We start from the raw sequence: 14,335 nt of genomic DNA, 5'->3' as shown, positions 1-14,335 counted from the left end.
GAGGATGCCATGAGCGACGAAACCGCAAACACCGGCGAACCGGTTGCCGAGAAGGACGAAGCCCGTCACGCCATGAAGATGGCGAAGAAGAAGACGGCGCGCGACAAGATCATGGCGACGAAGACCGACGAGAAGGGGCTAGTCATCGTCCATACGGGCAAGGGCAAGGGCAAGTCGACCGCCGGCTTCGGCATGATCTTCCGCCATATCGCCCATGGCATGCCCTGTGCCGTCGTGCAGTTCATCAAGGGCGCCATGCAGACCGGCGAGCGCGATTTGATCGACAAGCACTTCGGCGACCTCTGCCAGTTCTACACGCTGGGCGAGGGCTTCACCTGGGAGACGCAGGACCGCGCCCGCGACGTGGCAATGGCCGAGAAGGCCTGGGAGAAGGCCAAGGAACTGATCCGTGACGAGCGCAATTCCATGGTGCTGCTCGACGAGATCAACATCGCGCTGCGCTACGACTATATCGACGTCGCCGAGGTCGTTCGCTTCCTCAAGGAGGAGAAGCCGCACATGACGCATGTGGTTCTGACCGGCCGCAACGCCAAGGAGGATCTCATCGAGATCGCCGATCTGGTGACGGAGATGGAACTCGTCAAGCATCCGTTCCGCTCCGGCATCAAGGCGCAGAAGGGAGTCGAGTTCTAGCGGTGCAAATCCGGCCTGTTCACGCGCCGGCCGTGAACAGGCAGGCCGGCGCGATCAGATGCCCAGCCAAATCCTGAGCGGATGCGTTGGATCCGCTAGCAGCCGGACTGCCAGCGCGATCGAGACGATGACGAGCAGCGGCTTAATGATCTTCGCGCCCTTTGCCATCGCATAGCGGGAGCCGACCTGCGCGCCGAGAAACTGGCCCGCTCCCATCAGCAGCCCAACCTTCCAGAGCACGACGCCGTAGAGAACGAAAACGATGAAGGCGCCGAGATTGGAACCGAAGTTCAGGAACTTCGTGTGGGCCGTCGCCTTGAGGATGCCGTAGCCGGCAAGCGAAACAAAGCCGACCATGAAGAACGAGCCCGTGCCCGGTCCGAAAATGCCGTCATAGAAGCCGATCAGCGGTACGAAGGTGAGGGTGAAGAGAAAAGCCGACAGGCGGCGGTGCTTTTCGACGTCGCCGATATTCGGTTTGCAGCCGAAATAGACGGCAATCGCGATCAGCAGAAAGGGCAGCACGCCCTTCAGCGCATCGGCTGGAACGACTGTCGCGACCAAGGCGCCGAGCACCGAACCCGCGGCCGACATCAGCGCCATCGGCAGCTGCTCCTTCAAATTCACATGGCCGTGTCGCGCATAGGCGATGCTGGCGGAGCCCGAACCGAAGAGCGATTGCAGCTTGTTCGTGCCGAGCGATTCGAGCGGCGCAATGCCGGCGATCAGCATGGCAGGAATGGTGATCATCCCGCCGCCGCCGGCGATCGAATCGATGAAGCCGGCAATGAAGGCGGCTACGAACAGAAGGAGCAGCAGGTGGATGGCGAGGTCGGTCACGGAAAGCTCGAGACGAAACGGAATTGCTTCCGCCTTGTGTCAGAGCCGGGCGTGAAAAGCAAAGGCTTGTCGTCGGCAATTTCCGCAGAAAATGCCATTCTGCTGCTGCAAGCTCCCTGTCTTCGCCCGCCGGAGCGGCGGCGCTCGGTTATGTGTTTACGACGCCGTGATGGCGCAATCTGGTTTGACCGCCCGGATGCCCTTCGGTAGAAATGAAGATCATGCGACGGCGTCCGTGCGAGCGGATCGAAAGAGCGTCCGGTGCGGCCGACCCATTCAGGGGGCCAGATCCGGTGCTGTCCTGACCGGTGCGGCTGTCTGCCCAGGCCGGCGCTTCGTGTGGAACGCCGACCGCTGCGCGGCTCCCAACCCCAAAGGCATGGGACTATCGCGCAATTACACTGATTTGCAGCTGCTCTGTGCCCCCGGGCCGTGTGGCGCTGCAGGGGAGCAGCACTGCAGATGTCTTTGGTCACGGGGCCAGTTTCAGCCGCACGACTCGTTCTCGGCCTCGGCTGCGAGCGAAATACAGCGCCCGGGGAAGTGATCGCGCTTGCCGAGCGGGCACTCGCCGACGCCGGCGCGTCGAAGAGCGATATTGCATTCGTGGCTTCGCTGGACGCGCGCGCCGAAGAGCCGGCCATTCACGCGGCAGGCCGGCATTTTTCCGTGCCCGTCCGCTTCTTCGACGCTGCGACGCTCGAGGCAGAAGCCGCGCGACTTAAGAATCCGTCCGAGATCGTCTTTGCCCATACCGGCTGCCACGGCGTTGCCGAGGGCGCTGCATTGGCGGGGGTCGGGCGTGACGCAGTGCTGCTCGTTCCAAAGATCCGCTCGGCCCGGGCCACGGCAGCGATCGCAGGACCGCGGCACCATGCCTTCACCCGCGAAACCGAAGCCGGCGCCACGGGAGGCGGCTGATGCCTTGCGCGGGCACACACGTGTTGTCATTTCATACGCAGATTCAATGTTCTGCCATCATTTCCTACGAGAGAGAATAAGCTCAGATGTTTCGCCAGGACCGGAGTAATAAGGGGTGACGGATATGTTTTTTGCCGGCCTGCCCGAACTCGAACGCGGATCCGTCTGGCTGGTGGGTGCCGGACCCGGCGATCCCGGCCTTTTGACGCTGCATGCCGCCAATGCGCTTCGCCAGGCGGATGTGATCGTTCACGATGCGCTGGTCAATGCCGATTGCCTGAAGCTCGCCAGCCCGGACGCCAAGCTTGAATTTGCCGGCAAACGCGGCGGCAAGCCGTCGCCGAAGCAGCGTGATATCTCGCTGCGCCTGGTCGAGCTCGCACGCGCCGGGCTCCGGGTACTACGCCTCAAGGGCGGCGATCCCTTCGTCTTCGGTCGCGGTGGCGAGGAGGCATTGACCCTTGTCGAACACGGTATTCCATTCCGTATCGTGCCCGGCATCACTGCGGGGATCGGCGGACTGGCCTATGCCGGCATCCCGGTGACCCACCGCGAAGTCAATCACGCGGTCACCTTCCTCACTGGCCACGATTCCTCCGGCGTTGTGCCAGACCGGATCAACTGGGAAGGCATCGCCAAGGGCTCGCCGGTCATCGTCATGTACATGGCGATGAAGCATATCGGACAGATTTCGGCGAACCTCATCGCTGCCGGGCGTGCGCCCGACGAGCCGGTTGCCTTCGTCTGCAATGCGGCGACGGCCGAGCAGGCGGTGCTCGAGACCACGCTTTCCCGCGCCGAAGCCGATGTGGCGGCATCCGGGCTGGAGCCGCCGGCAATCGTCGTCGTCGGCGAGGTCGTTCGGCTGCGTCCGTCGCTTGATTGGCTTGGCGCACTCGATGGCCGCACACTTGTCGCCGATCCGTTCGCGAGCCAAATCCGCCGGGACCCGGCATGAGCGGTCTGATGATTGCCGCCCCGAGCTCCGGCTCCGGCAAGACGACGGTGACGCTCGGTCTTCTGCGGGCGCTGGCGCGGCGCGGCGTCTCCATTGCGCCGGGCAAGGCAGGCCCAGATTATATCGATCCCGCCTTCCATACGGCCGCAAGCGGCAAGGCCTGCCTCAACTATGATCCCTGGGCGATGCGGCCGGAACTGCTGCTCGCCAACGCTGCGGCTGCGGCGAAGGATGGCTCGACGCTGATCGTCGAGGCGATGATGGGGCTCTATGACGGCGCTGCGGACGGGACCGGATCGGCGGCGGACCTCGCCGCGACGCTGGGGCTGGCGGTGGTCCTGGTCGTCGATTGCGCCCGGCTCTCCCACTCGGTCGCGGCGCTGGTGCGCGGCTATATGGATCATCGCGACGATATGCGCGTCGCCGGCGTCATCCTGAACCGCGTGGGCAGCGACCGCCATGAGGCGATGCTCCGCGATGCGCTCGACCGCGCAGGCGCGGCAATTTTCGGCGTGCTGCGCCAGGATGCCGCGTTGAAGCTGCCGGAACGGCATCTGGGCCTTGTCCAGGCCGGCGAGCACGAGTCGCTCGAAGATTTCATCGAGCACGCCGCGGCGCGCGTCACTGCGGCCTGTAACGTCGAAGCCCTTCTCGCAACAGCGTCTGCCTTGCGGGGGAAGCCGGCGCAAGGCGCCCGGATGCTGAAGCCGATCGGCCACCGGATTGCCGTTGCCCGCGACGTCGCCTTTGCCTTCAGTTACGAGCATGTGCTGGCCGGCTGGTTGAGCCAGGGAGCGCAAATCTCGTTCTTTTCGCCGCTGGCCGATGAAGCGCCCGATGCCGGCGCCGACGCAATCTATCTGCCGGGCGGCTATCCGGAATTGCACGCCGACCGGCTCGCCAGGGCTACTCGTTTCCGAGCCGGGATCCATGCCGCGGCCGATCACGGTGCGCGCATCTTCGGTGAATGCGGCGGCTACATGACGCTCGGCGAAGGTCTTGTCGCAGCGGACGGCAAGCGTTACGAGATGCTCGGGCTGTTGCCGCTGGTCACCAGTTTCGCGGAACGCAAGCGGCATCTCGGCTACCGGCGCGTGGCGCCTTTCGACAATGAATTTTTCGAGGGACCGATGACGGCGCACGAATTTCACTATTCGACCATCGTTTCCGAAGGGGCGGCCGCGCCGCTCTTCGCCGTTTCTGATGCGGCAGGTGTAGACCTCGGCCATGCCGGCCTTCGCCGCGGCAATGTTGCCGGTTCCTTCATGCATCTCATCGATCTTTCGGAGTGACGATGACCGCGCCGATCGTCCATGGCGGCGGGATCACCGAGGCCGCGGTCCGCTTCGGCGGCGCGCCAGACGATTGGCTCGACCTTTCAACCGGCATCAATCCGTGCCCGGTCGCGCTGCCGAAGATCGACGCGCGGGTCTGGCATCGGCTGCCGGATCGCCAGCTGGAGGAGGCAGCCCGCGCAGCCGCATCCAGCTACTATCGGACCGGCGACCTCATGCCTCTGCCGGTTCCCGGAACCCAGGCTGTCATTCAGTTGCTGCCGCGGCTTGCCGACTTGAAAAGGCGCGCCGCTATATTCGGTCCGACCTATGGCGAATATGAGCGCGTCTTGACCGGCGCCGGCTTTGCCGTCGATCCTGTCGCGCGTGCCGATGATCTCTCTGCGGCGCACGGGCTCGCGGTCCTGGTAAATCCCAATAACCCCACGGGCCGGGTTTTTCCGCCCGACCAAGTGCTTGCAATGGCAAGGGAGATGGAGGCGAGCGGCGGACTGCTCGTCGTCGACGAGGCCTTCGGTGACCTCGATCCGGAAACAAGTGTTGCGCCGCATGTCGACGCACAGCACAACCTCGTCGTCTTCCGTTCCTTCGGCAAGTTCTTCGGCCTTGCGGGCCTGAGGCTCGGCTTCGTCGTTGCAAACGCCGCGGTCACGGAATCTTTCCGCGAATGGCTTGGCCCCTGGGCGGTGTCAGGCCCGGCACTTGCCGTTGCGGCGAGGCTGATGGAAGGCGACACGGAGGCGGTCAGGGAAGGTATTCTCGAACGCAATGCGGCTCTCCATGCGGTGCTTCGTGGCGCCGGCATGGACGTCATCGGTGGTACCGGTCTCTTCGCGCTCGTCGACCACGAACGGGCAAACGATCTTCATACGGCGCTCTGCGGGGAGCACATTCTGACGCGCAAGTTCGACTACGACCGGCGCTGGCTGCGGATCGGCCTGGCCGCGGATGCGAATGGCGACCGCCGTCTTGCCGAAGCCTTGCAGCGAGCAGGAGTTTAGATGTCGGCTGAAATTTTCCTCATCCTCGTCGTCGCGCTGATCATCGACCGCATCGTTGGCGATCCAGATTGGCTTTGGGAGCGGTTGACGCATCCGGTGGTACTCTTCGGCAAGGCCATCGGCGTTTTCGACGCGGCGCTCAATCGCGGTGGGCACGGTGGCTGGCTAAAAATGCGGGGCGTTGCGGCCATCGTCATCCTTGTCGCAGCAAGCATGCTGCTCGGTGTGGTGCTCAATCGGCTGTTCGATGTTCTCGGTGCGCTCGGTTTCGTCCTGGAGGCGCTGACCGTTGCGGTTTTCCTGGCCCAGAAGAGCCTCGCCGATCACGTCCGCCGCGTCGCCGACGGATTGCGCCGTGACGGCCTGGAAGGGGGCCGGAAGGCCGTGTCGATGATCGTCGGCCGGGACCCGAAAACGCTTGATGAGCCTGGCGTCTGCCGTGCGGCTATCGAGAGCCTTGCGGAGAATTTTTCCGATGGGGTCGTCGCTCCCGCCCTTTGGTATGCGATTGCTGGGCTCCCCGGCCTTTTCGCTTACAAGATGCTGAATACGGCCGATTCGATGATCGGCCATAAGAGTCAGAAATACCTTCATTTCGGCTGGGCCTCGGCGCGGCTCGACGACCTCGTCAATCTTCCGGCCGCACGGCTTTCGGCTCTTCTCATCGCCGCAGGGGCTCGCTTGAAGCGCGGCGCCGAAGCGGCGAAGGCCGCAATCGAGGTGGCCAAGAGCGATCACGCTTTTCACCGCTCGCCTAACTCCGGCTGGCCCGAGGCGGCGATGGCCGGCGCGCTCGATATCCAGCTTGCCGGGCCACGGGTCTATGGCGGGGCGCGCGTCGAGGAGCCGATGATCAATCGCCCCGGCCGCGCAGTCGCGACGGCAGCCGACATCGACGACGCGGGGATCGTCTTTTACGGTGCCTGCAGCGCGCTCACCTTGAGCGCCGCCGTCCTGGTTCTGCCGTTCCTGTTTTTCTGAAACTCCAGCAGCAGGCGACGATGATGCCCTCTGAGTTCTGGTTTCGTCGCTCCGGCGGCAAACCTCTCATCATCGCGCATCGCGGCGGCGCGGCGCTTGCTGCCGAAAACACCGCGGAGGCGCTGCATGCCGCCGCAGGCGCTGGCGCAGATGCCATCGAGACGGACATTCGCCTGACGAAGGACGGCGCTCTCATTTGCATGCACGATGACGATCTTCGACGGCTCTGCGGTGATGGACGCACTGTTTCGGATGTCGATTTGGAAACGCTCAGGCGCCTGCTGCCGGCCACGATGACGCTTCGAGAGGCGCTGACCGCCTCGGGCTCGCTAGGGGTGCTCCTGGATGTCAAGCTTTCCGACCCGCAGCACGTCCAGCGCATCGTCGACGAGGTCACCGGTGCGAGTGCGACCGAGCGAACGATGCTTGGCCTGCGCAGCCTCGACCTCATCGCTGCAGTCCGCTCCGCCAGAGCGGACATCGCCATTCTCGCTTTCTTGGAGGAGCCGGACTCCGCCACTCGGGCTCGGCATGCCGGTGCAGACTGGTTCAGGCTATGGCAGGGCGCAGCGAGGCCCGAACGTGCGGCGATCGTTCGCCACGCCGGCCTGCTCCTCACGGTGATGGTGGGTCAGCCGCGTTCAATTCCGATGCCGGAATACCCGCCGTTTCCGGTCGGGCTGGTCGACGGAGAAGGACTTGAGCGCCTGCGCGCGATTGGGCCTGACGCCATCCTCTTGGACGATCCGCGCCTGGCGGCAGGTCATTTCGGATAAGGCCGTGAGGAAGCGGATCAGCTGTCAACGGGCACGACACCTCAGCCGGCCGGCACTCGGTCGCCGATTAGCAACACCGTTTTTCAAATCTGGGTCGCAAAACTCCGCGAGGCATTGGCTTTTGCGGTGCATTTTTCTATAGGGATCGCCAAGACTCGATTTTCAAGAGGTAAGCGCGTGACAGCTACATTCGACAAGGTTGCCGACATCATTGCGGAAACGAGCGAGATCGACCGCGAGACGATCAAGCCGGAAAGCCACACGATCGATGATCTCGGCATCGACAGCCTGGACTTCCTCGACATCGTCTTTGCGATCGACAAGGAATTCGGCATCAAGATTCCGCTTGAGCAGTGGACCCAGGAAGTCAACGAAGGCAAGGTGTCGACCGAGGAATACTTCGTGCTGAAGAACCTCTGCGCCAAGATCGACGAGCTTCGCGCCGCCAAGGCCTGATCGCCTCGCCGCCGACACGGTTCGATCCGTTTACCGATGCCGCCTGCTGCGTCCTTCGCTTGACAGGCGGCATCGGCATTTTTACTTGAGCCCGAAACGAACGGGATGAGCCCTGATGCTCCTTGAATATTTCCAGATGATCGATCGGATCGAAACCGTCGATCTCGCGGCGGGCCGGCTGACGGCGCGGTCCATCGTGCCGGAGAAGAGCCCGGTCTTCGAGGGGCATTTTCCCGGCTATCCGCTGGTTCCCGGCGTGCTGCTGATCGAAACCATGGCGCAGGCTTCCGGCTTTCTCGTGCTTGCTGTCACCAAATTCGTGGCGATGCCCTTCCTGATGTCGGTCGACGGCGCCAAGATGCGCACATTCGTCGAGCCTTCCGCCGAGCTTGAGATCGAAGCATTCCTGGAGCACGAGGGCTCGGGTTTCGCGGTGACCAAGGCCAGGATCGCATCGGGCGGCAAGAAAATCTGCGATGCCCAGCTGAAGTTGAGGACGATGCCGTTCGATCAGGTGCCGCTTGGCGAGATCGTCCGCAGGCGTGCCGAGGAAGTGGGACTGATGGCCGCTGCGGCCGCTTCGGAGAAATAAGATGACCAAATCCGCAAACGACGTGGTGATCACCGGCGTCGGCATTGTGACGAGCCAGGGCGTCGGCGCCGAGCCGCATGTTGCCCTGCTGAGTTCCGTCGAACCGCCGAAGGCCCGGGTCGAGACCGAGCGCTTTGCGCCTTATCCGGTCCATCCCCTGCCGGAGATCGACTGGTCGGCGCAGATCGCCAAGCGCGGCGATCAGCGGCAGATGGAGAACTGGCAGCGCCTCGGCGTCTTCGCAGCCGGGCTCGCGCTGGACGACGCGGGGCTCAAGGACAATCTCGAAGCCTGCGGCAGCATGGACATGATCGTCGCTGCCGGCGGCGGCGAACGCGATATCAATGTCGACTCGCTGATCGTCGATGAGGGCCTGAAGCGCAATGATCGCGAACAACTCCTGAACGAGAAGCTGACGACGGAGCTCCGCCCGACGCTTTTTCTTGCCCAGCTCTCCAATCTTCTGGCCGGCAACATCTCGATCGTCCACAAGGTGACGGGCTCGTCTCGCACCTTCATGGGCGAGGAAGCGGCGGGCATTTCGGCAATCGAAACCGCCTTTGCCCGCATCAAGGCCGGGCAGTCGACGCATACGCTCGTCGGCGGCGCCTTCTCGGCCGAACGCCTCGACATCATCCTGTTGATCGAAGCCATCCAGGGACATGCGCTTGGCGAGTGGCAGCCGATCTGGTCGCGCGATCCCGAGAACGGCGGCGGCATGATCCTGGGGTCCGTCGGCGCATTCCTCGTTCTGGAATCGCGCGAATATGCCGAAGCCCGCGGCGCCCGCATCTATGCCACGATCGATGCGATCGAAGGCGATCGCGGCAGCCGCGAAGACGGCCGGTTCGAGGCACGGCTCCGGGATCTGGCACGACCTGCCGCAGAACTTGAGCCGCAGTCGACCGTGGTGTTTTCCGGCACCAGCGGCTTCCACGACCTGGCGCGCCGCGAGAAGGCATTCCTCGACACGGAGTTCGCCGGACGGCCGGTCCGCGCCTATGGCGGTCTCGTCGGTCACGGTATCGAGGCGCAGTTCCCGGTCGGCATGGCTTTTGCCGCGCTCTCGCTCGGGCATGCGGCGAAGGTGCCGCCCTTCGATCCTGCCGAGGCGCCGATGACGGCGTCCGCCAAGGCGGCGATCGTCACGACCATCGGCCATTCCCGCGGCGAAGGCGTCGCCGTGCTTTCCGCGGAATAAGGAGCTCAAGCATGAGCAAGGCTTACACCGATCACCTCGGCCGCCCGATCGTCGCCATTACCGGCATGGGCGTCATCACCTCGCTCGGCCAGGGGCTGGAGGACAACTGGGCGGCGCTCAGCGGCGGCGTTTCCGGCATTCACAAGATTACCCGATTCCCGACGGAGGGCCTTTCGACCCGCATCAGCGGCACGGTCGATTTCATCGAAATTCCGGCCGACAACGCCGTCGAACGCTCCTATGCGATGGCGCGCGAGACGACCTTGGAAGCGCTCGCGCAGGCCGGTCTTTCCGGCGATTTCAACGGCCCGCTCTTCCTCGCAGCGCCGCCGATCGAACCGGAGTGGAACGCGCGCTTCGAGCTCGCGGACCGGGCGCCGGCCTCGGAACGGCCGGGCGACGCCTATAACCGCTTCCTCGCCGCGATGCGCCAGAAGGCCGATCCGGTCTTCCACGAGGCCGTGCTCTTCGGGTCGATTTCCGAGCGGCTTGCCGATCGTTTCGGCACGCGCGGCCTGCCGGTCACGCTGTCGACGGCTTGTGCCTCGGGCGCCACGGCGATCCAGCTTGGCGTCGAGGCGATCCGCCAGGGCCGTACCGATCGGGCGCTGACGGTCGCGACCGACGGTTCGGTCAGCGCCGAGGCTCTGATCCGCTTCTCGCTGCTTTCGGCGCTCTCGACCCAGAACGATCCGCCGGAAAAGGCGTCGAAACCCTTCACCAAGGATCGCGACGGCTTCGTCATTGCCGAAGGCGCGGCCACCCTGGTGCTGGAATCGCTCGAAGCGGCACTCGCCCGCGGCGCCCGCATCTACGGCATTCTCAAGGGCTGCGGCGAAAAGGCGGATCTCTTCCACCGCACGCGCTCCTCGCCCGATGGTGGGCCGGCGATTGCGACGATCCGCGCGGCGCTTGCGGATGCCGGCATCGATGAAACCGGCATCGGCTACATCAATGCCCACGGCACCTCGACGCCGGAGAACGACAAGATGGAATATCTGTCGATGTCGGCCGTCTTCGGTGAGCGCCTGCCGTCGATACCGGTTTCGTCCAACAAGTCGATGATCGGCCACACGCTGACCGCCGCCGGTGCGGTCGAGGCGGTTTTCTCGATCCAGACGATGCTCACCGGCACGCTGCCGCCGACCATCAACTACCAGAACCCGGACCCGGCGATCGTTCTCGACGTCGTGCCGAACGCGAAGCGCAGCCAGCAGGTCACCGCGGTCCTGTCGAATTCCTTCGGTTTCGGCGGCCAGAATGCCAGTCTTGTCATGACCGCCGAGCCGGCCTAAGCCGCTCGACGATCGAATACCTGCCTTCCGCAAAGGAAAGACCATGCGCGCCCTGCAACTGCTCGATGACCGCAAGCTCGAAATTACCGACCTGCCGGAACCGGAGACGCCCGGTCCGGGCGAGGTGACGCTGCGGGTCAAGGCCGTCGCGCTCAACCATATCGACGTCTGGGGCTGGCGCGGCATGGCCTTTGCCAAGCGCAAGATGCCGCTGGTCATCGGCGCGGAAGCGTCCGGCGCTGTCGAGAGCATCGGACCGGGTGTGGCAAATGTCCTGCCGGGCCAGCTCGTTTCGATCTACGGTGCGCGCACCTGCGGCCTCTGCCGTCCCTGCAAGGAAGGGCGCGACAATCTGTGCGAGCATGTCGGCGGCGTGCACGGTTTCCATCTCGACGGCTTCGCCCAGGAGAAGATCAATCTGCCGGCTCGCCTGCTGGTCCCGGCGCCGCCCGGTGTCGACGCGGTCGGTGCGGCACTGGCGCCGGTCACCTTCGGTACGGTCGAGCACATGCTGTTCGATAATGCCAAGCTCGAGCCGGGCGAAACGATCCTTGTCCATGCCGGCGGCTCCGGCATCGGCTCGGCGGCGATCCAGCTCGCCAAGAAGATCGGTTGCACGGTCATTACCACGGTCGGTTCCGACGACAAGATCGAGAAGGCGAGGGCGCTCGGCGCCGACCACGTCATCAACTATCGCACCGACCGTTTCGAGGGCGTGGTACGCAAGCTCACCAAGAAGAAGGGCGTCGATGTCGTCTTTGAGCATGTCGGCAAGGACACCTGGGCGGGCTCGATGCTGTCGATGAAGCGCGGCGGCCGGCTCGTCACCTGCGGCTCGACCTCGGGCGTCTCGACCGACATGAATCTGATGATGCTCTTCCAGCAGCAGTTGAAGCTGCTCGGCTCCTTTGGCTGCCGCATGGAAAACATGGCGAACGCCATGCAGAAGATGGCGCGCGGCCTCGTTCATCCGGTGATCGATACCGAAGTCGGCCTCGCCGACATCGATCGTGCGCTCGAGCGGATGGAGTCTCGGCAGATCTTCGGCAAGATTATTCTGCGGATGGATTGATCCCGGTGCGGATGCTGATCACACGGCTGGTGCTCGCTGCCGATCGCTTCCGGCAATGGCTGATCGCACAGCTCGTCTTCCTGCTTCTCAATGTTTTGAAGCTCTTTCCGGCGGATGCGGCGATCAATTTCATGGATCGCGTCGCGCGCTGGATCGGTCCGAAGACCCGCCGCCATAAGCTGACGCTTACCAATCTGCGCAATGCCTATCCTGAGAAGAGCGACGCCTGGATAAAGGAGACCGCGCTCGAAAGCTGGGGCAATATGGGCCGGCTCGCGGCCGAATATGTCTTCCTCGACCGGCTCTTCGACTTCGATCCGCACCGCGCCGAGCCGGGCAGGGTGGAGGTCTCGGGCATTCCGCTCTTCCTGGAGCTGCGAGACAATCCGCGGCCCTTCATCGTCTTCACGGCGCATAGCGGCAATTTCGAGATGCTGCCTGTGGCGGGCTCCGCCTTCGGGCTGGACGTCACCGTTCTCTTCCGGCCGCCGAACAATCCTTACATGGCCGACAAGGTCTTCCAGTTCCGCCAGGAGCGGATGGGCAATCTCGTGCCCTCCCATGCGGGCTCCTCCTTTGCGCTCGCCCGCCAGCTCGAACGCGGCGGCGGCGTCGGCGTGCTGGTCGACCAGAAATTCCGCAAGGGCCTGAAGACGAAGTTCTTCGGCCAGGACGTCCAGACCAATCCGCTGCTCGCGAAACTTGTTCGCCAGTTCAATTGCGAGGTCTATCCGGCCCGTTGCATCCGCCTCCCCGGCGGCCGATTCCGGCTGGAACTCGAGCCGGCCGTCGAAATTCCGCGCAGGGCCGATGGCAGCGTCGATGTCACGGCGACGGCGCAGATGCTGAACGACAAGGTCGAGAGCTGGGTTCGCGAATATCCGGGCCAGTGGCTCTGGTATCACGACCGGTGGCGTATCAAGCGCAGTCTCTGAAGCAATCTCATTCGATTTGCGGGGCGTTCTCCGCGGTTCCGAGCCGCCAGGCTGCGCGCCGGCGAAGGGCAATCGCGAGATGGGGGCACCCAATCTGGCGGACGCGATCTGGTTGAACGGGGAGGGCGAGCGGGCGATCGTCAACCGGATGAAGGCACCGAAGCATGGCGTCATGCCGGCCTGGCTGCCTCGCATGGGCGATACGACAGTCAAGCAACTCGCGGTCTTCGTCCACTCCCTCGGCGGCGGCGAGTAGCAAAGCAACCCGAGAAAGCGCGCTGCGAGCCGCGCATCCTTCTGGGCGCGCGGCTTTTCGTGCGCAGTTCAACAGGAGATGCTAAACTTTGCCGGCGGCGGGATGCCAATGGAAATTGGCAGTTGCCGCGAGGGGCCTGTGCCGCGGCGCCGCTCCTTACAGCTATCCATTGTGGCGGTGGTCACGCGGGAGGAGAAGCGGATGTCACAGGAATGGCCCATGTTCATCCTCCAGTGCATCGTCGTCTTCGGCCTCGTCAGCGCGCTTTTCATCCGCTTCGGCGAATAGCCCTTCGCCGTCCACTCCGCCCGTCGAACATTTCGAACTGCCGCTATTGCTTGGACCAGACCGCCAGCTCGTAACCGTCCGGATCGGCAAAGTGAAAGCGCCTGCCGCCGGGGAAGATGAAGATCGGTTTGACGATCCTGCCGCCGGCGCCCTCGACGCGGGCGAGCGCGCCTTCCAGTTCATCGGCATAGATGATGACGAGCGGCCCTCCGCTGCGGACCGGACCGAGCGTCGTGAAGCCGCCGGTCAGCCGGCCGTCGGCGAACTCGCAATATTCCGGACCGTAATCGGTAAAGGTCCAGCCGAACGCGCTGCCGTAGAAGGCCTTGCTCGCCGCGATGTCCGCCACGTTGAATTCGATATAGTCGATCCGTCGGTCGCTACCGGTCATGGCGATGTCCTTTGCCATTTTTTGATTCTTCCAGAATGGTCTTCAAGGTGTCGAGATCCTTTTGAACGCAGGCGGCATCCGCCGCTAATTGTTCGTCACTCATGTCGAACTGTCTCAGCAGGGTGAACATCACTTCCGCGCCGTCCCCATTCGGCACCACCCGGAGCGCGTTGTGGATCTTCGCGCCGTTCTCGAGCTTCACCAAATGGTCCACGACGCCGAACTCATTGGCGGGAGCGAAACGAACACGGGCATTGCCGAGCGGGCCCGGCGCGATCCATTCGTCGCCGTCACGCGCAAGCCCCGTCGAGAGCCCGGAGGCCCAAAGCGGCATCTTTTGGTGATCGGCCATGAAGGCGTAGACATCGCGCCAGTCTCGCTCGATCGAAACGTGGATAATTCTGGCGGCCATCGTGGTCATGC

17 protein-coding genes and 1 pseudogene are annotated in these 14,335 nt (G+C 64.0%); 15 read left to right on the top strand and 3 right to left on the bottom strand.

Going from position 1 to position 14,335, the window contains the following annotated elements; all coding sequences use genetic code 11:
* Positions 1-9: 9 nt before the first annotated feature.
* On the top strand, positions 10-654 hold the full coding sequence (gene cobO / locus SS05631_RS09295) for a cob(I)yrinic acid a,c-diamide adenosyltransferase (protein WP_037423672.1): 645 nt from the start codon (positions 10-12) through the stop codon (positions 652-654).
* Between the two features lie 54 nt (positions 655-708).
* On the opposite strand, the gene SS05631_RS09290 is transcribed toward cobO, so the two are convergent.
* A complete protein-coding gene (locus SS05631_RS09290; RefSeq protein ID WP_037423675.1) occupies positions 709-1,494 on the bottom strand; it encodes a TSUP family transporter in 786 nt (261 codons plus the stop codon).
* A 462-nt stretch (positions 1,495-1,956) separates the two neighbouring features.
* On the opposite strand from SS05631_RS09290, the gene SS05631_RS09285 reads away from it, so the two are divergent.
* The 14 genes and pseudogenes from SS05631_RS09285 to SS05631_RS31365 all read left to right on the top strand — a co-directional run bounded on the left by SS05631_RS09285 (position 1,957) and on the right by SS05631_RS31365 (position 13,521).
* Positions 1,957-2,415: a cobalamin biosynthesis protein gene (locus SS05631_RS09285; protein ID WP_037423678.1), complete on the top strand. Its 459-nt coding sequence runs from the start codon at positions 1,957-1,959 to the stop codon at positions 2,413-2,415.
* Between the two features lie 115 nt (positions 2,416-2,530).
* Positions 2,531-3,373 (top strand): uroporphyrinogen-III C-methyltransferase, encoded by an 843-nt coding sequence (gene cobA, locus SS05631_RS09280; RefSeq protein WP_037423681.1) that lies wholly within the window; start codon positions 2,531-2,533, stop codon positions 3,371-3,373.
* A complete protein-coding gene (locus tag SS05631_RS09275; RefSeq protein ID WP_037423684.1) occupies positions 3,370-4,665 on the top strand; it encodes a cobyrinate a,c-diamide synthase in 1,296 nt (431 codons plus the stop codon). Before cobA ends, SS05631_RS09275 begins: the two co-directional genes overlap by 4 nt.
* A 2-nt stretch (positions 4,666-4,667) precedes the next feature.
* On the top strand, positions 4,668-5,669 hold the full coding sequence (gene cobD / locus SS05631_RS09270) for a threonine-phosphate decarboxylase CobD (protein WP_037423687.1): 1,002 nt from the start codon (positions 4,668-4,670) through the stop codon (positions 5,667-5,669).
* A complete protein-coding gene (gene cbiB / locus SS05631_RS09265; protein WP_037423690.1) occupies positions 5,670-6,650 on the top strand; it encodes an adenosylcobinamide-phosphate synthase CbiB in 981 nt (326 codons plus the stop codon).
* Between the two features lie 23 nt (positions 6,651-6,673).
* Positions 6,674-7,426 carry a glycerophosphodiester phosphodiesterase family protein gene (locus SS05631_RS09260; RefSeq protein ID WP_037423726.1) on the top strand — a complete coding sequence of 251 codons (753 nt, stop codon included), beginning with the start codon at positions 6,674-6,676 and terminating at the stop codon, positions 7,424-7,426.
* A gap of 177 nt (positions 7,427-7,603) precedes the next feature.
* On the top strand, positions 7,604-7,882 hold the full coding sequence (locus SS05631_RS09255; protein ID WP_012708338.1) for an acyl carrier protein: 279 nt from the start codon (positions 7,604-7,606) through the stop codon (positions 7,880-7,882).
* Positions 7,883-7,997: 115 nt separating this feature from the next.
* Entirely contained in the window at positions 7,998-8,474 is a 477-nt protein-coding gene (locus tag SS05631_RS09250) for a 3-hydroxyacyl-ACP dehydratase FabZ family protein (RefSeq protein ID WP_037423694.1), read from the top strand.
* 1 nt (position 8,475) lies between these two features.
* Entirely contained in the window at positions 8,476-9,675 is a 1,200-nt protein-coding gene (locus tag SS05631_RS09245; protein WP_037423697.1) for a beta-ketoacyl-ACP synthase, read from the top strand.
* Positions 9,676-9,686: 11 nt separating this feature from the next.
* Positions 9,687-10,970, top strand: a complete 1,284-nt coding sequence (locus SS05631_RS09240; protein ID WP_037423700.1) for a beta-ketoacyl-ACP synthase — start codon at positions 9,687-9,689, stop codon at positions 10,968-10,970.
* A 43-nt stretch (positions 10,971-11,013) separates the two neighbouring features.
* A complete protein-coding gene (locus tag SS05631_RS09235; protein ID WP_037423703.1) occupies positions 11,014-12,042 on the top strand; it encodes a zinc-binding dehydrogenase in 1,029 nt (342 codons plus the stop codon).
* An 11-nt stretch (positions 12,043-12,053) separates the two neighbouring features.
* Positions 12,054-12,977: a lipid A biosynthesis lauroyl acyltransferase gene (locus SS05631_RS09230; protein WP_037423706.1), complete on the top strand. Its 924-nt coding sequence runs from the start codon at positions 12,054-12,056 to the stop codon at positions 12,975-12,977.
* A 61-nt stretch (positions 12,978-13,038) separates the two neighbouring features.
* Positions 13,039-13,233, top strand: a pseudogene (locus SS05631_RS09225) (cytochrome C oxidase Cbb3); the annotation flags it as partial.
* Positions 13,234-13,341: 108 nt separating this feature from the next.
* On the top strand, positions 13,342-13,521 hold the full coding sequence (locus tag SS05631_RS31365) for a hypothetical protein (RefSeq protein ID WP_162109160.1): 180 nt from the start codon (positions 13,342-13,344) through the stop codon (positions 13,519-13,521).
* A 43-nt stretch (positions 13,522-13,564) separates the two neighbouring features.
* On the opposite strand, the gene SS05631_RS09215 is transcribed toward SS05631_RS31365, so the two are convergent.
* Both SS05631_RS09215 and SS05631_RS09210 read right to left on the bottom strand, forming a co-directional pair.
* Complete coding sequence (locus SS05631_RS09215; protein ID WP_172900185.1) at positions 13,565-13,918, bottom strand: VOC family protein; 354 nt, start codon at positions 13,916-13,918, stop codon at positions 13,565-13,567.
* Entirely contained in the window at positions 13,902-14,333 is a 432-nt protein-coding gene (locus SS05631_RS09210; protein ID WP_037423732.1) for a polyketide cyclase, read from the bottom strand. Before SS05631_RS09210 ends, SS05631_RS09215 begins: the two co-directional genes overlap by 17 nt.
* Positions 14,334-14,335: the final 2 nt, after the last annotated feature.

Source organism: Sinorhizobium sp. CCBAU 05631, from assembly GCF_002288505.1.
Lineage (GTDB): Bacteria > Pseudomonadota > Alphaproteobacteria > Rhizobiales > Rhizobiaceae > Sinorhizobium > Sinorhizobium fredii_C.
The sequence above is the reverse complement of the archived record's forward strand: the minus strand, read 5'-3'. Positions and strand labels throughout refer to the sequence as shown.

What these genes read in the sequence shown, in the direction of transcription:
- cobO (WP_037423672.1), top strand. Translation starts at nt 10, where the DNA reads ATGAGCGACGAAACCGCAAACACCGGCGAACCGGTTGCCGAGAAGGAC.
- SS05631_RS09285 (WP_037423678.1), top strand. Translation starts at nt 1,957, where the DNA reads ATGTCTTTGGTCACGGGGCCAGTTTCAGCCGCACGACTCGTTCTCGGC.
- SS05631_RS09275 (WP_037423684.1), top strand. Translation starts at nt 3,370, where the DNA reads ATGAGCGGTCTGATGATTGCCGCCCCGAGCTCCGGCTCCGGCAAGACG.
- cobD (WP_037423687.1), top strand. Translation starts at nt 4,668, where the DNA reads ATGACCGCGCCGATCGTCCATGGCGGCGGGATCACCGAGGCCGCGGTC.
- cbiB (WP_037423690.1), top strand. Translation starts at nt 5,670, where the DNA reads ATGTCGGCTGAAATTTTCCTCATCCTCGTCGTCGCGCTGATCATCGAC.
- SS05631_RS09260 (WP_037423726.1), top strand. Translation starts at nt 6,674, where the DNA reads ATGCCCTCTGAGTTCTGGTTTCGTCGCTCCGGCGGCAAACCTCTCATC.
- SS05631_RS09250 (WP_037423694.1), top strand. Translation starts at nt 7,998, where the DNA reads ATGCTCCTTGAATATTTCCAGATGATCGATCGGATCGAAACCGTCGAT.
- SS05631_RS09245 (WP_037423697.1), top strand. Translation starts at nt 8,476, where the DNA reads ATGACCAAATCCGCAAACGACGTGGTGATCACCGGCGTCGGCATTGTG.
- SS05631_RS09240 (WP_037423700.1), top strand. Translation starts at nt 9,687, where the DNA reads ATGAGCAAGGCTTACACCGATCACCTCGGCCGCCCGATCGTCGCCATT.
- SS05631_RS09235 (WP_037423703.1), top strand. Translation starts at nt 11,014, where the DNA reads ATGCGCGCCCTGCAACTGCTCGATGACCGCAAGCTCGAAATTACCGAC.
- SS05631_RS09230 (WP_037423706.1), top strand. Translation starts at nt 12,054, where the DNA reads ATGCTGATCACACGGCTGGTGCTCGCTGCCGATCGCTTCCGGCAATGG.
- SS05631_RS31365 (WP_162109160.1), top strand. Translation starts at nt 13,342, where the DNA reads ATGGAAATTGGCAGTTGCCGCGAGGGGCCTGTGCCGCGGCGCCGCTCC.
- SS05631_RS09210 (WP_037423732.1), bottom strand. Translation starts at nt 14,333, where the DNA reads ATGACCACGATGGCCGCCAGAATTATCCACGTTTCGATCGAGCGAGAC.